Source organism: Acinetobacter sp. SCLZS86 (genome assembly GCF_021560715.1).
Taxonomy (GTDB): domain Bacteria; phylum Pseudomonadota; class Gammaproteobacteria; order Pseudomonadales; family Moraxellaceae; genus Acinetobacter; species Acinetobacter towneri_A.
Window position 1 is genome coordinate 2,638,978 of record NZ_CP090864.1, and the last position, 20,413, is coordinate 2,659,390.

At 41.2% G+C, this 20,413-nt stretch carries 18 protein-coding genes and 1 pseudogene; 4 read left to right on the forward strand and 15 right to left on the reverse strand.

Annotated features, from left to right (window positions below):
* Positions 1-126 precede the first annotated feature (126 nt).
* The 3 genes from kdpC to kdpA are packed head-to-tail and all read right to left on the reverse strand — an operon-like array spanning position 127 to position 4,527.
* Positions 127-729: a potassium-transporting ATPase subunit KdpC gene (kdpC, locus tag LZP46_RS12600; protein ID WP_004682291.1), complete on the reverse strand. Its 603-nt coding sequence runs from the start codon at positions 727-729 to the stop codon at positions 127-129.
* A 19-nt stretch (positions 730-748) separates the two neighbouring features.
* Positions 749-2,791, reverse strand: coding sequence for a potassium-transporting ATPase subunit KdpB (kdpB, locus tag LZP46_RS12605; RefSeq protein ID WP_005403695.1), 2,043 nt, complete (start codon positions 2,789-2,791; stop codon positions 749-751).
* A gap of 11 nt (positions 2,792-2,802) precedes the next feature.
* Entirely contained in the window at positions 2,803-4,527 is a 1,725-nt protein-coding gene (gene kdpA / locus LZP46_RS12610) for a potassium-transporting ATPase subunit KdpA (protein ID WP_039908909.1), read from the reverse strand.
* A gap of 313 nt (positions 4,528-4,840) precedes the next feature.
* Between kdpA and LZP46_RS12615 the strand changes: the two are divergent.
* Positions 4,841-5,562, forward strand: a pseudogene (locus tag LZP46_RS12615) (undecaprenyl-diphosphate phosphatase).
* 47 nt (positions 5,563-5,609) lie between these two features.
* Here the strand turns inward: LZP46_RS12615 and LZP46_RS12620 are convergent.
* The 10 genes from LZP46_RS12620 to LZP46_RS12665 all read right to left on the reverse strand — a co-directional run bounded on the left by LZP46_RS12620 (position 5,610) and on the right by LZP46_RS12665 (position 15,535).
* Positions 5,610-6,545, reverse strand: coding sequence for a recombination directionality factor (locus LZP46_RS12620; protein ID WP_178319489.1), 936 nt, complete (start codon positions 6,543-6,545; stop codon positions 5,610-5,612).
* Between the two features lie 139 nt (positions 6,546-6,684).
* Positions 6,685-7,758 carry a YqaJ viral recombinase family nuclease gene (locus tag LZP46_RS12625; RefSeq protein WP_178319490.1) on the reverse strand — a complete coding sequence of 358 codons (1,074 nt, stop codon included), beginning with the start codon at positions 7,756-7,758 and terminating at the stop codon, positions 6,685-6,687.
* A gap of 85 nt (positions 7,759-7,843) precedes the next feature.
* A complete protein-coding gene (locus LZP46_RS12630) occupies positions 7,844-8,881 on the reverse strand; it encodes a DUF932 domain-containing protein (RefSeq protein ID WP_043045771.1) in 1,038 nt (345 codons plus the stop codon).
* A gap of 73 nt (positions 8,882-8,954) precedes the next feature.
* Entirely contained in the window at positions 8,955-9,254 is a 300-nt protein-coding gene (locus LZP46_RS12635) for a hypothetical protein (RefSeq protein ID WP_178319491.1), read from the reverse strand.
* A gap of 139 nt (positions 9,255-9,393) precedes the next feature.
* Positions 9,394-9,774, reverse strand: a complete 381-nt coding sequence (locus tag LZP46_RS12640) for a hypothetical protein (RefSeq protein WP_004960803.1) — start codon at positions 9,772-9,774, stop codon at positions 9,394-9,396.
* Positions 9,775-9,785: 11 nt separating this feature from the next.
* Entirely contained in the window at positions 9,786-10,367 is a 582-nt protein-coding gene (locus tag LZP46_RS12645; protein ID WP_004692370.1) for a hypothetical protein, read from the reverse strand.
* A 17-nt stretch (positions 10,368-10,384) separates the two neighbouring features.
* Positions 10,385-10,645, reverse strand: coding sequence for a hypothetical protein (locus LZP46_RS12650; RefSeq protein ID WP_002126044.1), 261 nt, complete (start codon positions 10,643-10,645; stop codon positions 10,385-10,387).
* A gap of 614 nt (positions 10,646-11,259) precedes the next feature.
* The gene (locus LZP46_RS12655) at positions 11,260-12,222 is read right to left on the reverse strand and encodes a hypothetical protein (RefSeq protein WP_178319492.1); all 963 of its coding nucleotides are present in this window, start codon (positions 12,220-12,222) and stop codon (positions 11,260-11,262) included.
* A 42-nt stretch (positions 12,223-12,264) separates the two neighbouring features.
* A complete protein-coding gene (locus LZP46_RS12660; protein WP_178319493.1) occupies positions 12,265-13,266 on the reverse strand; it encodes an inovirus-type Gp2 protein in 1,002 nt (333 codons plus the stop codon).
* A 463-nt stretch (positions 13,267-13,729) separates the two neighbouring features.
* Entirely contained in the window at positions 13,730-15,535 is a 1,806-nt protein-coding gene (locus LZP46_RS12665) for a hypothetical protein (protein ID WP_178319494.1), read from the reverse strand.
* A gap of 175 nt (positions 15,536-15,710) precedes the next feature.
* On the opposite strand from LZP46_RS12665, the gene LZP46_RS12670 reads away from it, so the two are divergent.
* Complete coding sequence (locus tag LZP46_RS12670; RefSeq protein ID WP_005403685.1) at positions 15,711-16,655, forward strand: hypothetical protein; 945 nt, start codon at positions 15,711-15,713, stop codon at positions 16,653-16,655.
* 94 nt (positions 16,656-16,749) lie between these two features.
* Here LZP46_RS12670 and LZP46_RS12675 read toward each other — a convergent pair whose 3' ends face one another.
* Positions 16,750-17,631 (reverse strand): hypothetical protein, encoded by an 882-nt coding sequence (locus LZP46_RS12675; protein WP_178319495.1) that lies wholly within the window; start codon positions 17,629-17,631, stop codon positions 16,750-16,752.
* Between the two features lie 185 nt (positions 17,632-17,816).
* Here LZP46_RS12675 and LZP46_RS12680 point away from each other — a divergent pair, with 185 nt between their 5' ends.
* A complete protein-coding gene (locus LZP46_RS12680; RefSeq protein WP_004644614.1) occupies positions 17,817-18,089 on the forward strand; it encodes a pyocin activator PrtN family protein in 273 nt (90 codons plus the stop codon).
* Here the strand turns inward: LZP46_RS12680 and LZP46_RS12685 are convergent.
* A complete protein-coding gene (locus tag LZP46_RS12685; protein WP_004692382.1) occupies positions 18,073-19,221 on the reverse strand; it encodes a site-specific integrase in 1,149 nt (382 codons plus the stop codon). The two genes, LZP46_RS12680 and LZP46_RS12685, sit on opposite strands and share 17 nt — an antisense overlap.
* 133 nt (positions 19,222-19,354) lie before the next feature.
* Between LZP46_RS12685 and dusA the strand changes: the two genes are divergently transcribed.
* Positions 19,355-20,386: a tRNA dihydrouridine(20/20a) synthase DusA gene (gene dusA / locus LZP46_RS12690; RefSeq protein WP_218618962.1), complete on the forward strand. Its 1,032-nt coding sequence runs from the start codon at positions 19,355-19,357 to the stop codon at positions 20,384-20,386.
* The last annotated feature ends 27 nt before the right edge of the window (positions 20,387-20,413 follow it).

Sequence of the window (20,413 nt, forward strand, 5' to 3'; positions counted from 1 at the left end):
GGGCAATATGGATGCCACCGTTGGGCGGAGGTATAGAACATCCCCTCGCCCAACAATCGTATATAACTTAATTCAGATTATTCAATAGCTTTCAATCACTATATTTTAATCATCAAGCCATTCATATCACTTCCCGCCCCGATCCAAAGCCAAATTCAATTCAAGCACATTGACACGTGCCTGCCCTAAAATCCCAAAAATCGGCTGAACCGTATGCGACTGAATCAGTTTTTCGATATTCTGTTCAGGCATATGCCGTGCATGGGCAATCCGCTTCACTTGAATCATGGCTGATTGCACGCTAATTTCAGGGTCGATGCCGCTGCCTGAAGCGGTGACCAGATCCGCAGGAATTTTAGATTTTTCAATCTGTTCCTTCGCTGCGATTCGATTCAGCCGTTCCTCTATGGCTTTCTGCAGTTCAGGATTGGTTCTCGCCATGTTGCTTCCGGCCATCGCCATAGGATCATAATTTGCGGCAGATGGACGCGGATGGAAATATTGAACTTGGGCAAAAGGCTGTGCCACTAAGCGTGAACCGATCACTTGATTATTTTCGACAATCAAGCTGCCGTTGGCTTGTTTTGGAAAGAGCATTTGTCCTAAGCTGGTTGCAGCAGCACTATATACAAAGCCGCATAAGCCTAGAGCAATGATGGTCATTCCAAACGAAGCGCGCAGTTTCTCACCCCATGATGAGTCTGCCAATTGATGATTTTGCATATTCACTTTGTCATCCTCAAAAAATTTATAGGGCCAAGATTGGACTGATCAGCAGATCAATCGCTTTAATGGCAATAAACGGTAGCAGCACCCCGCCCACACCATAAATCAGCATGTTGCGGCGCAATAATTGGGTAGATGTCGAAGGTTTGAATTTCACACCGCGCAGTGCAATTGGAATCAGCATAGGAATAATGATCGCATTAAAGATCAGCGCAGACAGGATGGCACTTTCAGAACTGCCTAGTTGCATGACATTTAACACATGCATTTGCGGAATTGCCGCGACGAATAATGCCGGCAAAATTGCAAAATACTTTGATACATCATTTGCCAAGGAAAAGGTGGTTAATGCACCGCGAGTAATCAGCTGCTGTTTGCCTATTTCAACCACAGATAGCAATTTGGTTGGATCAGAATCTAAGTCCACCATATTGCCTGCTTCTTTGGCTGCTTGCGTTCCCGAGTTCATGGCTAAGCCAATATCTGCTTGAGCCAACGCTGGTGCATCATTAGTGCCATCGCCGACCATCGCGACCAAGTGCCCTTTGTTTTGCTCGGTTCGAATACAAGTGAGTTTATCTTCAGGTTTGGCCTCAGCAATATAATCATCCACACCAGCTTCGGCAGCGATGGCCGCTGCTGTGAGCGGATTATCTCCGGTCACCATCACAGTTTTAATGCCCATTTCACGTAAGCGCGCAAATTTTTCTTTAATGCCTTGCTTAATCACATCCGATAGTTCAATCACCCCCAGCAAATGATGGTCTTTGGCCACCACCAGCGGCGTTGCCCCTTTTGAAGCTACTTGTTCTACGCGCGCTTTCAGTTCGGCATGATTTTCAAGGTTTTGCGAAGCGAATTTAAGAATGGCATCCATAGCGCCTTTACGCACTTGATGACCATCCGCCAAGTTAAGACCTGAAATGCGTGTTGAAGCATTAAAAGCGATAAATTCAGCCTGTTCAGGCTCGGCCACTCTTTCACCTTGCTCTTTGGCCAAAGCCACCACCGATTTACCTTCTGGTGTTGGATCGGCCAAAGAAGTCAGTACCGCCGCTTGGCGAAGCTCAGACTCCGTCACTCCTGTTAATGGATAAAAAGCGGTCGCCTGACGGTCACCGTAAGTAATAGTTCCTGTTTTATCGAGTAGTAAAACATCTATATCACCTGCAACTTCAACCGCCTTGCCTGATTTGGCAATCACATTGGCTTTGAGCGCTCTGTTCATCCCTGCAATCCCAATAGCTGGCAATAAGCCGCCAATGGTGGTTGGAATCAAGCAGACCAATAGCGCCACCAATAAAATCGGGCTGATTTCCATATTCAGGAAATGTCCAATCAACGGCAGGCTGACCACGACGATTATAAAAGTCACAGTCATCACGGTCAGTAAAATACCTAAGGCAATTTCATTCGGTGTTTTTTGACGGTTTGAGCCTTCGACTAAAGCAATCATTCGGTCGAGAAAGCTATTCCCCGCCTCTGCGGTCACTTGCACGATGATCCGGTCTGTTAAGACTTTGGTTCCGCCAATCACCCCAGATTTATCTGTGCCCGCTTCACGGAGTACCGGCGCAGATTCACCTGTTACTGCAGCTTCATTGATCGTGGCAAAGCCCTGAATTATTTCACCATCTGCGGGAATCAATTCCCCTGCACGCACTTCAATGAAGTCATGCATGTTCAATTCAGCCGCTGAAATCTGCACCCCATCCATATCATCTTTAGAATGGATACGGCGCGCCGTCAAATTCTGACGAGCTTGACGCAGTGATGACGCCTGTCCGCGGCCTTTGGCTTCAGCAACCGCTTCGGCATAATTGGCAAAGAGAACCGTCACAAATAAAATCAACGTCACCAAGAAACCAAAAACCAAACTAGATTGACCTAGAATTGTACTGATCAGTGTAATCAGCGTGCCAAGCCAAACGATGGCCATCACTGGATTTTTAATCACATGCTGCGGCAGCAGTTTAATAAAAGCATTTTTCCACGCTTCAGCTTGAAATAAGGTTGAAGCTATGGTGTTTTGCTGTGTTTGAACAGCGTGTTTTGAATGATTCATTGTACTCACCCTTAACCTTGAACCAATAACAGATGATCAGCGATTGGTCCCAAGACCAGGACTGGCATAAATTGCAATAAGGTCAACATCACCACAATTGCGATTAACGTTAGTGCGAATGTTGGCGTTTCAACTTTTAAACTGCCACTGCTTTCAGGCGCTTGGCGTTTAGCAGCTAAACGTGCAGCGATGATTAAAGGAATAATCAAGGTCGGGAAACGGCCGAGCAATAAAGCGATACCGCAAGTGACATTCCACCATACGGTATTGTCTGCCAGCCCCTCAAAGCCTGAGCCGTTGTTGGCAAATGCAGAGACATATTCGTACAACACTTGGGAAATGCCGTGGTATTGTTGATTGCTGTTGCCCGTCAATTCAGGGAAAAATACGGTTATTGCCGTTAAACCAAGAATGACAATGGGTTGAATCAGAATCACCACAGCGAGCAACTTGATTTCACCGGCTTCAATTTTCCGTCCAAACAGCTCTGGAGTACGCCCTGTCATTAAGCCAGCAATAAAGACCGCTAAAAACAGATAAATAATGAATTGCTGCAAACCACAGCCAATTCCGCCCCAAATGGCATTGATCAGCATATTGGACAATTGCACCATGCCTGTGAGCGGAGCAGATGAATCGTGCATCATATCCACAGACCCGTTATTGACTTGGGTGGTGACCGCTGACCACAAGGCAGAAGATGCTTCGCCAAAACGCACTTCCTTACCTTCCATGACTGAAAGCAATGTTGACGTCGATGAAAGGCTTTCTGACCAGATAGCGCTGACTGCGGAAATGATCGACATCAGCAGCATCGAAGCAAAGACAAAGCCAGCGAATTTGGCACGTTTGGTGAAAAAGCCCAGCATGAAAATCACCGAAACAGGGATCAGTAAAATCGCAAGCATTTCTAGAAAGTTTGACAATGGTGTCGGATTTTCCAAAGGTACACTGCTGTTCGGACCATACCAGCCACCACCATTGCTACCTAATTGCTTTATCGCCACCATTGGTGCAACTGGGCCTAAAGGTATTTTTTGCGCTGTTAATTCGCTGCTTTGATCGATGACTTGAACTTCTGGTCCGCCTTGAAAAGTCGATGGCACACCTTGGCTAGTGAGCAGCAATGACCAAACCATGCATAAAGGAATCAAAAAGCGGAATGTCGGACGAATCACATCAGCCCAATAGTTGCCGACATCAATTTGCTGCACTTTATGCTTAAAGCTGGTTTGCTTATCGGTTTCAGAAAGCACATTGGATTGTTTATAAAATAGTGCTCGTACTGTTGCCACCACCATTGCGAGCCCCATCATCGGCGTGATGATCTGCAAGCCGACAATGCCAACCATTTGCGATAAATATGACAGTTGCGCCTGTCCTGAATAGTGCTGCTGATTGGTATTGGTCAAAAATGAAATCATGGTATGCAGCGCCAAATCCCATGACATATTCGGTGCATGGTTTGGATTCAGCGGCAGGCTGGCTTGAACCATAAATAGAATCCAAGTCACCAAACCGATCACCGCACAGCTCATGACAAAATTGAATGAATAGGTTTTGACATTCATTCCCCGTTTGGGATTGGTTCCTAAAACCGCGTAAATGGGCTTTTCAATCCAATTGAATAGAGGATCAATTTTCATCTCGCGGTTGTGCATTATCGCTGCGAGGTATTTACCCAAGGGATAAGCCAGAACAAAGACGATGGCTAAAAGCAAAGCAAACTCTAACATGGCATTTCACTCCTATGTTTCAGAGCTGAAATCTGCTTAAAGAAGTTGAAATAAGATATATTTTGATTGTTTTGTACAACGCAATTTTTTTGATGCTGTACCTGCTGATGCGCGTGAATGACCGCACTCATGTTTTTCATCCTAAGCATTGGGATATTCCACTATCTAGTATGAAAAATAAAACCGTAAAGTCTCTATCCATAACTTTGGATGCCGCGTAAAGAAAGCGTAAAAATTTGGCTCAGTGAATTTATAAATGCAGAAAAATATCTTAAAAGTGATGGCTATTATTATTCTGTGACTCACTTTATTTATGGATATAATTTCAGTACTTAAAGCCTTATTTTTAGGTTTTATAGAAGGTTTAACGGAGTTTTTACCCATTTCCAGTACTGGTCATTTAATTTTATTTGGCCATTTAATTGATTTTCATTCAGACTCAGGCCGTGTCTTTGAAGTTGTCATTCAACTGGGCGCAATCTTAGCCGTTTGTTGGCTCTACCGTAAAAAAATTATTAATCTACTACATGGTTTTATATCAGGTGATTACCATGCGAGACGTTTTGCGATAAATGTCTTCATTTCATTTATTCCTGCAGTAGTGATCGGAGTTATAGCTGTTGATTTTATTAAACAAGTTTTATTCAGTCCTTCGGTTGTGGCATCTGCACTGATTATTGGTGCACTGTTAATTTTTGCTGTAGAAGCTAAAAATTTTAAAGTCCAAACCATTGAGGCAACCAATATTGGATTCAAACAGGCCATTGTTATTGGTTTGGTTCAATGTCTTGCGATGATTCCGGGGACTTCACGGTCTGGTGCAACCATTATTGGTGCCGTTACTTAGACATATTTCGCAACGTTGATGTTTTAACTTCAGAAAATTTATTGAATATTTCCGTAGGCTTTGTAACCGCATTCATCGCAGCTTTGCTTGTGGTAAAAGCCATGGTTAAATTTGTAGAAAAACATACTTTAAAAGTTTTTGCTTGGTATCGCTTGGTATTAGATTCAATCATCTTATTTGTTTTTTAATACAAAAAAAATAAATTAAAGAGAACTCGCTGTTCTCTTTAAATTTTTTAATTTACAATCCTTACATTCTGCTTCAAGCTTTTCTGAATCTCTTGTACAACACCCTCTCCCTGATGGGACTTAAGCTCTGATTTAGATTTATTTTTGATTTCAGTTTGTACCGATTCAGACTCAAAACCCTTATCATTATAAAACTCTTCAACCAAATCTAGTCCCTCCTCAGCATTCACCTCAAATCGTGCATTACCATAACCCTGCCGTGCCATTTGATCTAAAGCAGCCTGATTAAAACCACACAACTTACTTTTCTGGTCAATTTCCTTCGCTGTTTGAATCGCCTCTTGTAAATGAATGCCATCCCTGAGCGTTAAATCCACGTAGTACACAGGTTGACGATAACTTTGCGTTGTACTCTTTCCTCGCAAGGTCAGCTGCAGTGGCAAGCATGAAAGCAACCCATTTGATGCTGCATGGTAGTAATTCAAACGTGCTGCCAAAGTGCGAATGCTGTTAAAGCCTGTGGTTCTGAAAATAAAAGTCCCAAACTCATCTGCTTCACCTAAATTGACATGCAGACGTCCATAAGGCTTGCAATGCCCGCCTTGTCCAAGTGGGCATAAGTCGGGTGATGGACAAGGATGTTGCTCTACACCTTGTGATGTCATGCGTTGGCAGGTCTGACCATTCCCCACACAAATCGGGCGACCTGTCTGTCGGTCAAACAAGCTGTACTCGGCACGTAAGTTCAATTCAGGATCATTGAAGATCATACGCACAGGAATGCTACGCAGCTTTTGATTCGGTGCTTGACTACGCAATTGCTCATCCAAGGGGTGTTTGACCCAACCATCCTTGCCTTGTATTTGACTGGTAATGGTGAACTGATCGTCTTTCTCAGGCAGACGCTTGCCATTCTTTTCGACTACACGACCAATACTGATCCGGCCCAAGATGGGTGGTGTGATTGCTAGACCTTTAATCATGTTGAAATTCCTCTGTCGTTGAGATGTTTAGAAGTGTTGCACTGTTTGCTTAAAATAAAATCGGCATAAAAAAATCCCATGCAGGGCTGCACGGGATTTCAGATTGCTTCTTGCTGAGTGATTAACTCTAAGTTTTGAGCTAATCGTGATAAATGTTGAAACGACGACTGCCTGCTTTCTGCAGTGGGTACTGTTGAATGAGTTCAGGTTGGTGCTGAAGTAAGGATTTGATGTCTAGGCTAATACTATCCTTGCTCTTCTTCCATGTCACTGAACCTTGCTGAAATACGGCACGTTCATGTTCCTGCATCAGTGCCTGAACTCGGTGTTTGAGTAGATCAAACTGGCTTTGGTGTTGTTCAATCTGCTGTTTTTCCTCTATCAACTGATCAAACAGTTCATTGGCAAGTTCGACCTCCGTTAGGTCAACACAGCTCAGTGGGGTATGTTCAGGATAGAGCTGTTGTAAAGCTTTGGCTGCCGATTCACTGGCATCCACTGCTGGTGGAACATCATTTTCAACACATTCCCAAAATAATCGTTCTGCCTGAATGATCTGTTCAATCAGGGCTTCGTTACGACTGACTTTGTAGATTTTGGTTTCCTGCCCACACAGCAAGACACAAATATGTGCCGCTTGTTTACCTGTCACCGCCAGTTGGTGTTGTACCTGACACAACACGTATAACGGCACACCATCTCGCCACAGTTTAGCGCCATATTCTCCTGCGGTTTTGCATTCCAGTATTTGCACGTCTTCATTGCCCACCACGGCATAATCCAAGTTCGCCAACATAAAGGCTTTGTCAGGATCAGGATGCTGCAGCACCGCATTGACCCGACGAACTTTGCTGTTGGTATGCAGACTGTAGTATTCAGCCACTAGCGGTTCTAACTGCTTGCCCCAATATAAAGGTGCATGTCCTGAGCTTTCATCATCAATGTTTTGCTTTACCCGTCCTGTTTTAATCAGCCACAGTTCCAGCATCGATATATAGGGATTCAAGCCACAGGCAGCTGCGGCATCACTGCTGCCTATTCCCTGTTTACGCACTTCAAGCCATGCCTGATAGTCCAGTTGTTTGGTGTTGATCAGACGTTTGGCATTTAAGCTACGTTTTGAACCTGATTGACTTTGTTTAAGCTTGTCATTGGCTACAGTTGGTAAATACTGAGATTGAGACGTTACTGTTGGGTTTATAATCTGATTCATGGGTTTATCCTTCTATCATTGATTTTAAAACGGCATAAAAAAAGCCACATCCGAAGATGTGGCAAAGAGGGATACAAGATAAAATTTAGGCTGCAAGATATAAAGCTTGCTCCAATCCACGTTGTTTCAATGCTGCGCCTGCACCAAACCATGCAGAATCAAGGCGGTGATCGGTACTCATCGCTCGACGTTCATGGTCGACAAATTCTGTGATCGCACAAAGCAGTCCATAAGCGGTATCTTTGGCTGAAGATAGGTCTGCTCCACGTCCCTGCCCATTAAACATATTCATGACTTTGGTCATGGCACGTCCATTCGGTTCAGTTTTATTCGGCTGTGGATTGGCTTGGGATGCAACATTACGGTAGTACTGAATGATGTTATCCTCCTGTTCCATCGCACTTAGGCTATTGTTGTTAAATACCGCATCAAAATAAGCCGCTGCTTCTTTCTGGGTGACTTTACGTTGGGTAAGTTGTTTCATTTCATACATATGGTCGTACCATGTTTTCACTGAAATACCGAGTTGATCTTTGACTTTATCAGCATCAAACTTGGTACTGTGCGGTACTTTGACCACGCCTGCATTGGAACTCTGTCCACGCAAGGCAATGGCTAAAGTGTTGTTGCACACCACACGGATATTGGTGAATTGTGCGGTGGTGGCTAAAGTACCATCACATGCGGTTGCCAGCAGAATATAGCCATTGCTGACATCCCCACCTTTCAATTCTGCAGTTTGTCCTGTACGTGCCAAGGCCCAGAACTTTTTCCCACCTTTTAGGACACCTGCGGTTTCCAGTTCAAAGCCTGATTGCTCAGTCAGATCACGGTAGAACTCCAGAATTTCCATTGGTTGGACTTCTTGATAACGCTGACTCACCACCGATAAAGGCGCATGAGTATCTGAACGGTACAGTACCCGTTGTTCTTCATACGGCATGATGATGCTTTGTCCACGTGAGTTTTGAGCCATGTAGCTGACATTGGATGATTCAATGCGCCAGTCCATACCTGCTTGCTTGGCCCAGACTTCAATCGGTTGGTTTTGGCTAAGTTGATTGCCCAGACCATGCCATGGGGTTTGTCCGACATACGCCATTTGTTCAAGTTGATGTGCCATTTTGATTATTCCTCAAATAAAAGTAAAAGATGTAAAGATTTAAAGATGCAACCGTGTAAAGTCAGAGATGCGATTACGGCATCCATGCAAACGCTTGTTGGCAATCCAGACAGAGATACTGCTCGGCATTGCTGTAGTATTTTTCAAAGGCATACTGACTCACCACCACCAGTACACCACCCACCACTACCCCAACGGCTGCACCGAAGAGTGGTGAAAAGCCTGATTTTCGTGCAACTTGCATCCCCAACATCGCCATCTGTGTTGGTGAGATACAACGTTGTAGTTGCTCAAAATAATTGGCATGCGTATTGCCTGAGTCGGTTTGTCTGACATGCGTAGACTGACAGTAGGGACATCGAATAAAAGACATGGGGATTCCTTGCGAAATGAATTCAGTGCAAAGCGCTGGATGAAGGGCATAAAAAAACCGTGCCCATTGAGGACACGGTTTGATTTGGTGTTTCATCTAAATTTAAATGCTGTGTTTTAACATTTAGAATGCACGACGGTTATTGAAAGCTGTAGCTTGCAGTGCCTTTATCTGTTTCGACATCAACCTGCACCACATTACTGTAGCTACAGTCTGTTAATTTCAGTCTTAAACGTTGCCCCATCTTAAAATGCTGCGGATATTCCAATGATCGACGATAGCCTTCATAACGACATTGTCCATGATTGACAGAAACATGGCTGACATCGATAGGCTCTGCAATATTGGAACGGATGGTCAATACCGTAGCGGATTGATTTTGGGCATACCAGTTACTGGTATCAATTACATCGAGTTCGACCGTAAACGTGTTTGGATCAAGACCTGCATTACAGCCACTCAACATGATGCCTGTCGTTGTAGTCACTGCGAGGAGTAAGGGTTTTAAAAGTTGCTTCATCAAATTCATCCTTAGCAGTAGTTATAGCTCACGCCATAATCGCCTGTATTTAAGTCAATGCTGGCCAGATGGATTTCACAGTCTGTGCCGTTATCAAATTTATAAACGTAGTAGCGATTACCCGCTTGCTCCGATTCCAGTGCGCCATGTTCTTGCAAGCTAAAGTCTTGCACTGATTTGCCTGTATCTTTTGCGGCTTTGGCAAAGATATAGCGCTGATACTTGTCTATATTGTCCTGCTCAAATTCAGGCAGTTCATCATAAGGCAGCATCGACAGTAAGGTATCCACCGCCTTAAGGTTTTGATCAAACTCAAAACTCAGCAATTCAGGTTCATGATCTGATGGACTCAGACGCTTGCTTCCCGTGGTCAATTCTTTGACATCGATGCCATCCACTTCTGCCGCTGCAATCACAGTGGATACTGCTTCTGAACTGGCGGATTCTAAAGGTTGTGCAGAGCTGACCTCAGAAGTACTGGCTGGAACCGTTTTTTCAGTTGTGTGTTTATGGCTAAAGAAGTAGAAGCCTGCGATGCTGATCAAGGTCAGGGCTAAGATTGCCGCCAAGCCCAATATGGTTTTTTGAGTCATTTGAATGTTCCCCTCATTTAGTTGGGCACAGTGACTTGACCATTCTGCGCATTAAAGTGAACAAAGCGTGGACAACCACCTTGAAAGTTCACCGTGAAATTACGCCAACCACGGTTGCCAGGATTGGTTTTATAAAGACATTGATAAACCCCACCGCCTGTATGACGTGCTTGAACAAGGTAGGATTCACTGGCTTGTGCAAACCAGCCTGCCTGCGCCAATGATGCGCCTGCAAGTAGTGATGAAATAAGGGCAGTTTTTAGGAAAGTTTTAAACATCATCATTTTCTCTTTTTTATAGGCATCACTGGTCTTGGTCTTAATCAGACGCAGTGCTCCCCATGCATGAATGTTAGAATGAATATCTATGTTTTTTTGAAGTGTTATAGACGATAAAGCACACAAATCTATCCCCCTCAAAAACAGCATGAGAGATTCATCTTCATATCGGTAATATGTACTTAAAAAAGTTTTATTCTTAGAAAGTGATCTACACAGCAATGTATGAAATACACAGCATCAGGTCACATTACCCCTGTGGTGTAGATCGAGCACACACATTAAAAAAGAGAAATATAAAAGACGGTCTTGATGTAAGCGCATGGCGTACTCCTTAGGTATAAAGAAGTTTCACCAAATCACTGCTAAATGATGGTGGCGAAACAGAAGACGGGTTAGCAGACTGATACCTAAGAAATCAGCACGTCCGAAGACGTCCCCCCTCCCGTTCCGCCGCAGAGGGGGTACGTAGGGATACCCACCAAAAAGTTAGACTTTTTAGTGTACTTAGGTAAATGGGTCTGCTAAAACCCGCTGACGATGTAGGTCAGCAGTCTAAGGATAATCTGCGCAATGTAGAGCGTCAAGCAAGTGCTGGAATGCAATATGAATTTTCAGCGCCGTACAGGGGCTCCATCAAACCATTTAAATCCTTTCGGGTAGATGCAGATTCTACTCGGAAGCCCAAACTGACCCGTTTGATTCTCCGGCATGCTATTTAATGCACCCAAAGGACAGCCCGCTTCTTCTTGCATGATCCAGTCAATCCGCAACGCTTTTTGTGCATCAGCATCGGAAAGCTGATGATGCATTTCTGGATAAACGCATGTGCCCAGATATCCAGTCGTTCTCATCCAGTGCTCTCTGATCTCATTGCAATATCCCAAAGGGTCAGAATAGAGTGATCGGTTAAAGCTCAGATAAAAGTGAATCACATAGCGCTGCTGAACATCATCCCGTACAATCTGATAAAAGCGGTAAACGACTTGTGTTCTATACCAATACTCAGCCGCTAGACTTTTTTGAAAATTTAATAAATACCGCTCTAGCTGCCGTATGCCGATAATTTCACTTCCTGTATCATTTAAGCTCAGTTCTAGTTTCAAATCTGCAGCATCGGGATAGAGCTGACTGGTATTGCAATAGGATTCTCTCAGCTTTTCAATCCGTTTCTCGTATCGCTCATTCAGCTTATGCATTTCTTCAGTCAAGCTGGTGCTTTCAAACAGTATTCTCAACCGCTTTACGATCTTATTGATATAAAAATCAGCGCTTCTTTGCGCCGTGACCTCAAAGAACCGAATCTGCTCTTCCTGTAATACACTGCAGTAAGCCTGAAAGAACTTGTCTGCCCAAAAGGAAAAAGATAAATGCTCATGAATGCCAACGGCCATCATTCTGCGCCATGCTGAAAAATAACCCGACAGTTTCCGCTTGAACTCCTGATCTATATTTTTTTGATGAGCATCGTAATCAGTACCTTCTGGAATTGGAGCAAAGCGAATCGTTTGGTAATGCTCTAAAACGTCTTGTTCTAATCGGGGTGCTGTAACAAACTCTAACTCTGAATGGCTCATGTGTTGTCCTACGAATTAATTAACTTCATAGAACTGGCATGTTCATAATTTTTTAAACCAAATCTCCTCTTCCAGCTTTGCTAAAGCGGTCTGCGCATTCCACTCTTTGATTCTTCTATTTTCTTCTGTGTCAGGTATTGGGCGACCATGATGCTGATAATCCCCCTTATAAAACGTTTTACGCCCTCGTGGTTTAACCAATAACGTCTGCTCGTATTTATCTGGGTCACTGAGATACGCAACTGCACCCAAAGCATTATTGCCTTGTTCGGGTATTGTTCGACGAATATCTCCAATGCCTAAACGACCTTGCTTCTCGTAGTTGTCTTTATTCGCTGTCGTGTTGATGTTCCGCCCAAAACCCTTATCGAATGTGATTTCCTTCCACTTATCGATCACTCCCTCAGCAATTTTATAATCACTCTGATGCTTCGATCTATTAATCACCAATGTTAAATGAGCATGAAAGCCTTTGGTTATACCCTGCTCCAGTGCGATCGCATAGGTCAAAAGTGCATCAAAATATCCATTCTTATCAGTGATCAAATCACGTAGTTTTCCGATATGCTGATAGAAGTCATTTACAGTAATTTCACTCATGCTGTCCTTGCTATAGCTCAAATCCACTCTGATCACTAGAACCGAATAATACCCCTTAATTGCGCCTTCGAACTCCTCAAGTAATGCCACTCGATTCAACTCTTTCTGTCTCGCAAAGCTTTTGATCTCATCACGTATCAGCCCTCGATGCGCATGCAGGATTCGTCTTAATGCCTTAATTTCCCCTATTGAAAGCCCTGTCAGATATTCAGCAAAGCTAAGCATGCCACGTTGGCTATTGACGTATTCAGTAACTGCAATAAACGCCCTAAGCGATGCTGCATACTCAAGCCCTTCTTGTTTAAACGCTTCAAATGCGCAATACAAGCGTTCTAGGTTGAAAATGAATGCTTCGTCTGAAATATCAAAATTAAGACATACATCTACAAAGCGATGAATGGTATACATCACCCCTGCCTGATCATCTAAATCCAATGGGAACACGTTGAACTTCCTTAACTATGATTCACGTCATAGTTAAGCAATCGACTTATTTTTTTAAAAAGTGTTTTTATCTCAAGTAAGGACAAGTCATCCACTATCCGCATTTATCGAATAGTGCTCTCATTCTACATGGACTATTGGTCCCTATCATCATGCATATTGGGTATATATTCATATCTGCATGACATGTCTAACTGTTCTTGTTATCTGTATGAGTAACAGTGATTGTATTGATATATCTAGTATTTATAGTTCTATACGCTACAGTCATTAATCTATTATTAGTATTAATCTCTATATATTAATAATATATAAAACCGTCTTAGCGTAAAAGCAATAACCATAGCCTAGCTGACCAGCAGAATTTCCAGACCTTCGGCTAAGCTAGGCTTTTTATATATTTTAGCGTTACGATAGTTAGGTCAGAAAAATGGTTTTTTCAAAAAAAACTTAGCGCAAAAAACTATTCGAATAATGACAAACAGTGATGATGCAGCAGTCCGTAATCTTTAAGTTTTGCCAGTGTTGGTGAAATGTCTGTTATTTGCTGTGTAGGAAAATCAAAGCGAGTTCCATCCTGAAAGGGTTCTTGAAACGCCAATTCACTTAAGAAATACCTGTTAGTTTCCGCATGCTGATCAGGGACAAAGCAACAGCTGTATGTATTCTGTATAAATGACCGAGGTAAAATCCTAAAAGGCGTCACTATTTCAGTTGCATTTACCAACACCCTTTCCAAACTACTTTTAGTTGCACTGAGCTTTTGGTCAATATCAGAATGTTTCCGCATACATTGCTGAAAAAAATAAATTTGGTTATATGCAATTAGATCCATAAGGGCCATTAAAAACTGATGAATTCTGGACTGCTCAGCATTTAACTTGAAGGTGATCATTGATTCAATTTTATCAGACTCATTTTTTAGCGTCATATCCTCTTTGATTGTTTTGATTTGAGTCGCTTGCAATGAATACGGATAGAGAAAGTCTGTGCACCCTAAACGCTCAAAGCTTTCATCATCGATTACTACTGGGTTAGCTTCTTTCAGCATTTTAAAAAGCGATTTATTCTGACTGTATATCTGGCAGCACCACTGTTCAAGCAAGCTTTGAAAAAGACCTAAGCGGTTGTTCATCCCGCTGAGTTTAGTATGCTGGATAGATGCTAAATGACCCAAAACCGCCTCATCCTTCAAAATATTTTCATGCGGCTTTAAATAAAACGTCGCTGATAATGGGTTCTCTGGATGTAACCGCTTTAGCTCGACATAATGATCATATAACTTCATTATTTCCTGCTGTTGTAACAAAACATAATTTGCATAACCTACAGCATCACGAGACCGAAGAATAAACGGTTTCATCCAGCACAAAGGATCATGTAACAAATAATAGTTTTTGCAATTCAACACCTTCAAGCCAACACCTGAATCTTCACTTTTAGTGTTTGACAACAAGTCGCTCTTTGGATTCAGCATAGTAAAAATAGAGGCCACTTTCTGAACTTCAAAAACATGCGGCTGGGGGTACTTCAAAATATAAAATTTGCCGTAGATCGCAGCACCCCCCCAAAACCTATGCGAAAGGTTTAAAGCGTATATTGGAGACTCTGTTTGAATAAAACTATTTCGAATTGCGCCATCCGCTTGGCAGCGGATAAATCCGTTTTTTTTAAGCTGCTGTATAGCGCGATAAATAGATTGTTTGCTTAAACCCGTGGCTCGCTCAATTTCACCAATTCCACACCCTATAACAATCCCAAACGAGTCTGCACCGTAAAGCAACCGTAATAAAACAAGATAACTTCGATAATCAAGATAGCAGTCGATCTCTATTTTTTTAGGTGAATTGCTAATACTTATGCCATCACTCTTTATAAATAAAGTCTGAATTAATTTTAATAAAGGGATCTGCCTAACCATACGCTTATTACTATTTTCTAACCATTCAATAGACGTGGCTGAATCAAGCCTTATATAAGTAAGATTAAGTTGTAAATGACGAACTCTAGACCTTTTTCCAGTTTCAGGAAAATCTATTTTTAATATTCCCTGTTGTTCCAACTCATTCAATACACCCCGTAATTTTTTAACCTGTATGCCGATCACTTTTGATAATTCACCGAGTGGCAATGATGTACTTCCGACTCCAAAATTTCTGATAAACGTGATTAATGCCCAAAAAGCATAGGCTGAAATTTGCCCCTCCACCCTTTGATAGAAAGCCATAAATAGCGCCAAAAAGCGCTGTTCAGAATCCTGAATACTCATGCTAAAAATTCCCACACACCAAGTTCTCCTTTGGGTATATGTATTTTACAGCAATAATGATAGGCATGAAATGATAATTGAAATTTGTTTTTTTAACAGTTAATGCATAATTAATATTTACTTAATATTTAATTACTGATATATAAATGTTAAGTAAATATTTATGAATTGTAAAATGGCACGACCACATTTAACCTTAGATAAATGGTTATCGACTGACACGGACTTAAAAAAAGATTTCTTGGATCAAGAGAGCTACATGAAGGAAAGTCTATTAACTGAGCTTGATGAACCTAGCCAAAAGATTGTTTACATATCTACAAATCACCCCCAACCTAGATCACATGAGAATTTAATATCAGATTCTCTACAAAACCCGGCTAGGACATCCCACACAAACGAAAGATTTACAAACCCCCTCATATGTGAGACAACAAATTTTATTATTAAAACTAATGATGAACATTTTTCAATTTTAAAAAAGAAATTCCTTTTATTTAAATACCACTCTGAGAAAAAGAAAGCCAACCGTATCACCAAACAAATAACAATGGACGAAAATATATTAAAACAACTTGAGAAAATTAAAAAAAATTGTAAATTTAAAAGTCTAGATAACTGCTTAGAATTTTTAATTGATGCACATAATTTTAAATTAAGTGAAAAAGATAAAATAATATCAAGACTCAAAAAAGAGCAAAATTTAAATCATGATTATAATTTAAAGCAAGAATTGAAATTTAAGGATGAAAAAATTACAGAACTCGAAAAAGAACTCGTGCACCAAAAAAATATCATCCACGAAAACATGAGCAAATCTGCAAAAGAATTTGAGGAATACCTAATTCAATTGGCTATAAATCAAACCATTGAATTAGAGAAAATTAAAGCTTTTTTAGGCGAGATTAACGAAGCAGATCAACAAAGCATTAACCAAACTCTTGCACCCGAAGCACTTAGCGAAATTGAAACTCAATTGAGAAATGAATGCGCAAAACAAAAGCAATTTTTAACAATCAAAAATCAACCAAATACCAATTATGCTTTAGGATTTGATCAGCATCATCAATATGGCAGTACCGTACAAAATGACGATGAAGTTGTACCAGCTCAAACCTGAGCTAACAGTTACTCATTTCTAGGAGCAAGCAGCAATAGCACACCTCATCCACTTGCTGCCTAAGAACGAGCCCCCCTCATCACCTCAATGATATTCATAATTGAACTTGGATAATCTCTTTCAATAAATCAGGACGACGCCTTAAGTGATTGACCAGCACTTCATCGCAATATGCTGTATTAAATGGGAGTTGCTTTTGCTGTGGAAAATACCGCTCTGGATGCTGTAGAAACTGTTCCCATTTTTTATTTTCATTCTGTAATTCCCTGATCTGGTTTAGATAGGTTCTATCCTGAATTTTAAATGACACACCAAAATCATCATCTTCACAGGTGTCTTTATTTTCGTTATTTTTTCTGGCTTCTGTTAAATCTAAAATTTTCTGTTTATTTGTCTCTAATCTGCTTTGAACCCATTGCAAATCAAACTCTCTAAACTTGATTTGCAGCGTGGGTAAAATCAGTTGTACTGCCTGCGAAGCATTTTTAAATCTGCCATTTTTTTGAGCATAACCAGTTAATTCTGAATAGAATATTTCAAGCTTTTTATGCAACAGCGGCGCATATCGTTTTCTTATATTCAAAATTCCATTGATTCTACGCTTCAAACTCGGGTTATAGGTGTAGACTCTACCGCCTTCATCAACAATCAACTCAATATATTTATTTAATATTTCAGAATATTTCTCATTAATCTGCTGCTGTCTATAATCACGAATCCCCTCTATTACCGTATTAATTTGACCAAGCAAATTCAGCAAGTCCTGTACCGAATACGTTTCACCAAAGAACTGCATTTGGCTATGCTCTACCATAAGTTCAACCAAAAATTCGCGTTCTGACGCTTCAAACTCAGTCTTTGGGTCAGGATCACTTATTATTTTATGTTCTCTTAAAAAACGTCCAGCATGATCCAAAAAGCAATTCAGAATTTCATCCTGCAATTGCTCAAAATCAAGAAGTGTGCAATTTTTCATTTATGAATCTAAATAATAGTTTTCAATATGTTATACCACAACTCTAGTAAAATATTATTTCTAATTATTAGTATTACATAAAGACCTACATCAAAAAAATAAGATTAAGACATAGGGATGGTCAGCCTTACTTCAAAGGTGACCCATTCAAATTAAAAAAGTTTTATGTATGGAATACCCACTTCATGAATTGCTTTCAAATTAATACTACCGAACTACTTTTTATAAAGTATCGTTCTATGACCGTTGAACTAATGACAGTAGTTTCTGACTATTATCCCCACCTCAGCAAAGCCGAAGCACTGAGAAAAGCGAATAATCAACAATTCCCTTTCTCAGTATTCAAAATAGATAAAAGTAAACGTGCTCCATTTTTGGTACACATTAAGGATCTTGCTGCTGTCTTGGATAAGCAATATTCAGAGGCATCCAAAGATTTTGCTACGTTTCATCGATGAGGCGTAGCACCTCCTCCAACTGTAATATATTTCTTCTCGCTTTCACTGATACATAACGCTGTAAACTCCCCCAAGAATCGTGCAAACTTACTTTCTGAATTTCAGGAATAGTAAAACTCTGTTCAGCTAATCGAGTACAGCCTTCATGTCTCAAGTCATGAAATCGTAAATCTTCAATCCCCAAAATTTTACAAGCTTCTCTAAACTCTTTACCCAAACTTTTGGGATTCAAAGGCAATAACAAATTTTCATTATGTCCAAGCTTTAGCATCCGTTCTCGAACTTCTGAATGTTTCAGTCTTTTGATCAGCACCTTACAAGGATCAAGTACATCAAATGACTTATGATTACCTTTAGAACCATTAGGATTCTTTAAATCATGCACTTTCCACGTTGAATGATGTGGGTCATAATCTCGAAGATACAATCGTGTTAATTCAGCTTCACGTCTGCATGAGAAAATTGCAAACCACATAATCAAATGCATTGGGTATTTAGAGCCATAACGATTTAGCTTCCATCGTTCTGCAAAATACTTCGTCAATGCAATCAATTCATCTCTCGAAGGCAGTCGGTCTCTTTTTTGACTGGAGGATATTTGACGTGTTTTTCTTAACTGAGCAGTAGCCTTATCAAAGCTATTTAAATCAATATCCATTTCCCACATAACAGCAGCATGAGAAAGAACACCTCTGATATGTAAAAGCTCATGTTGCAGTGTACTAGTCGCAATAGGTTCAAGATCGAGGTACGGAATTCCACCCTTCCTTAAAGCCACATGCTCGGCCAAATGTACTGATTTTATTTTTGTGATAATATTGCGCGCAATTGGTAGCTTCTTAATTAAGAGCAGAGAATAGCGTTTCGTCCTTCCGTACTCGCTCCCGACTTCATCCAAATATTTATCTATGGCATCTGATAAGGTCAGATCAATCAACTTTTCTTTGCCAAGCAAAATATCAGGATTTTCTTGAATTTCGACTTCTCTTTTCTTAATCCAGTTTTCAGCTAATTTCTTTGAGTGAAATGTTTTACTTTCAGAAAAAGCAGGAAAGCCCTTTCGAGTGATTCGAATCGCAGCACGATAGTTAACTTTACCATCTGCACCTTTCCTTGCTGTAATTGAACCCATAATTTACACCAAAAGCTATTTTTTCTATTATGGTGTAAAATTTGGTGTAAATGCAAACGGATTCACCCACCTAAACACAGGTTCAAACAAATTCTCGCAGGTTGCAGAATATAGATTAAAGGTATGATTTTTAATGACTATTAACAAAAACATTGAAAACACTCAATCTCCGAGAATCAGCGTAGCCCCGATGATGGATTGGACTACCCGCGATTACCGTTTTTTTGCACGTTTATTTAACCCCAATATCATTCTGTATACTGAAATGGTAACCACTGGCGCAATTTTATTTGGTGATGCCAAGCGCCATTTAGATTACAGCAAAGAAGAACATCCTATTGTCTTGCAGTTGGGCGGTTCAAATCCGAAAGACCTTGCGACCTGCAGTAAAATGGCACAAGACTGGGGTTATGATGAAATCAACCTGAATGTTGGCTGCCCAAGTGATCGAGTACAAAACAATAAAATTGGTGCGTGTTTAATGGCAGAACCAGACTTGGTTGCAGAGTGTATTGCCGCCATGCGTCAATCGGTTGATATTCCTGTGACCGTAAAACATCGCATCGGGATTGATGACATGCACTCTTATGCAGAGATGCTGCATTTTGTCGATACTGTGGCTCAAACAGGTTGCAATAACTTTATCGTGCATGCCCGAATTGCCTTATTACAAGGTTTATCGCCTAAAGAAAACCGCGAAGTTCCGCCTCTGCGTTATGAGGATGTGTATCGCCTAAAACAAGACCGCCCCGAATTGTTAATTGAAATTAATGGTGGAATTAAAACCTTTGCCGAAACCCAACAACACCTCAAGCATGTCGATGGGGTGATGATTGGTCGTGAAGCCTATCACAACCCTTATTTACTGGCAGAGCTTGGGCAATTATGGGGGCTAGAATTACCTGACCGTTTTGAAATTATGCAGCGCATGTTGCCGTATATTGAACAACGTCTACAACAAGGTGCACCACTTTCTGTCATTACCCGCCATATTTTAGGTTTATTCCAAAACCTGCCAGGTGCACGAAAATGGCGTCAGGCACTAAGTGGTGGCAACGCCAAAACCTTTGCCGATGTAGAGCAAGCATTGGTCAATATTCAAGCAGCAATGCAGCGTACGGAAGACTATTTAAAAGAGCAGCAGCTACAACGACCTACTGAATAAAGTCATTGGCGATGTGCAAAATCAAAG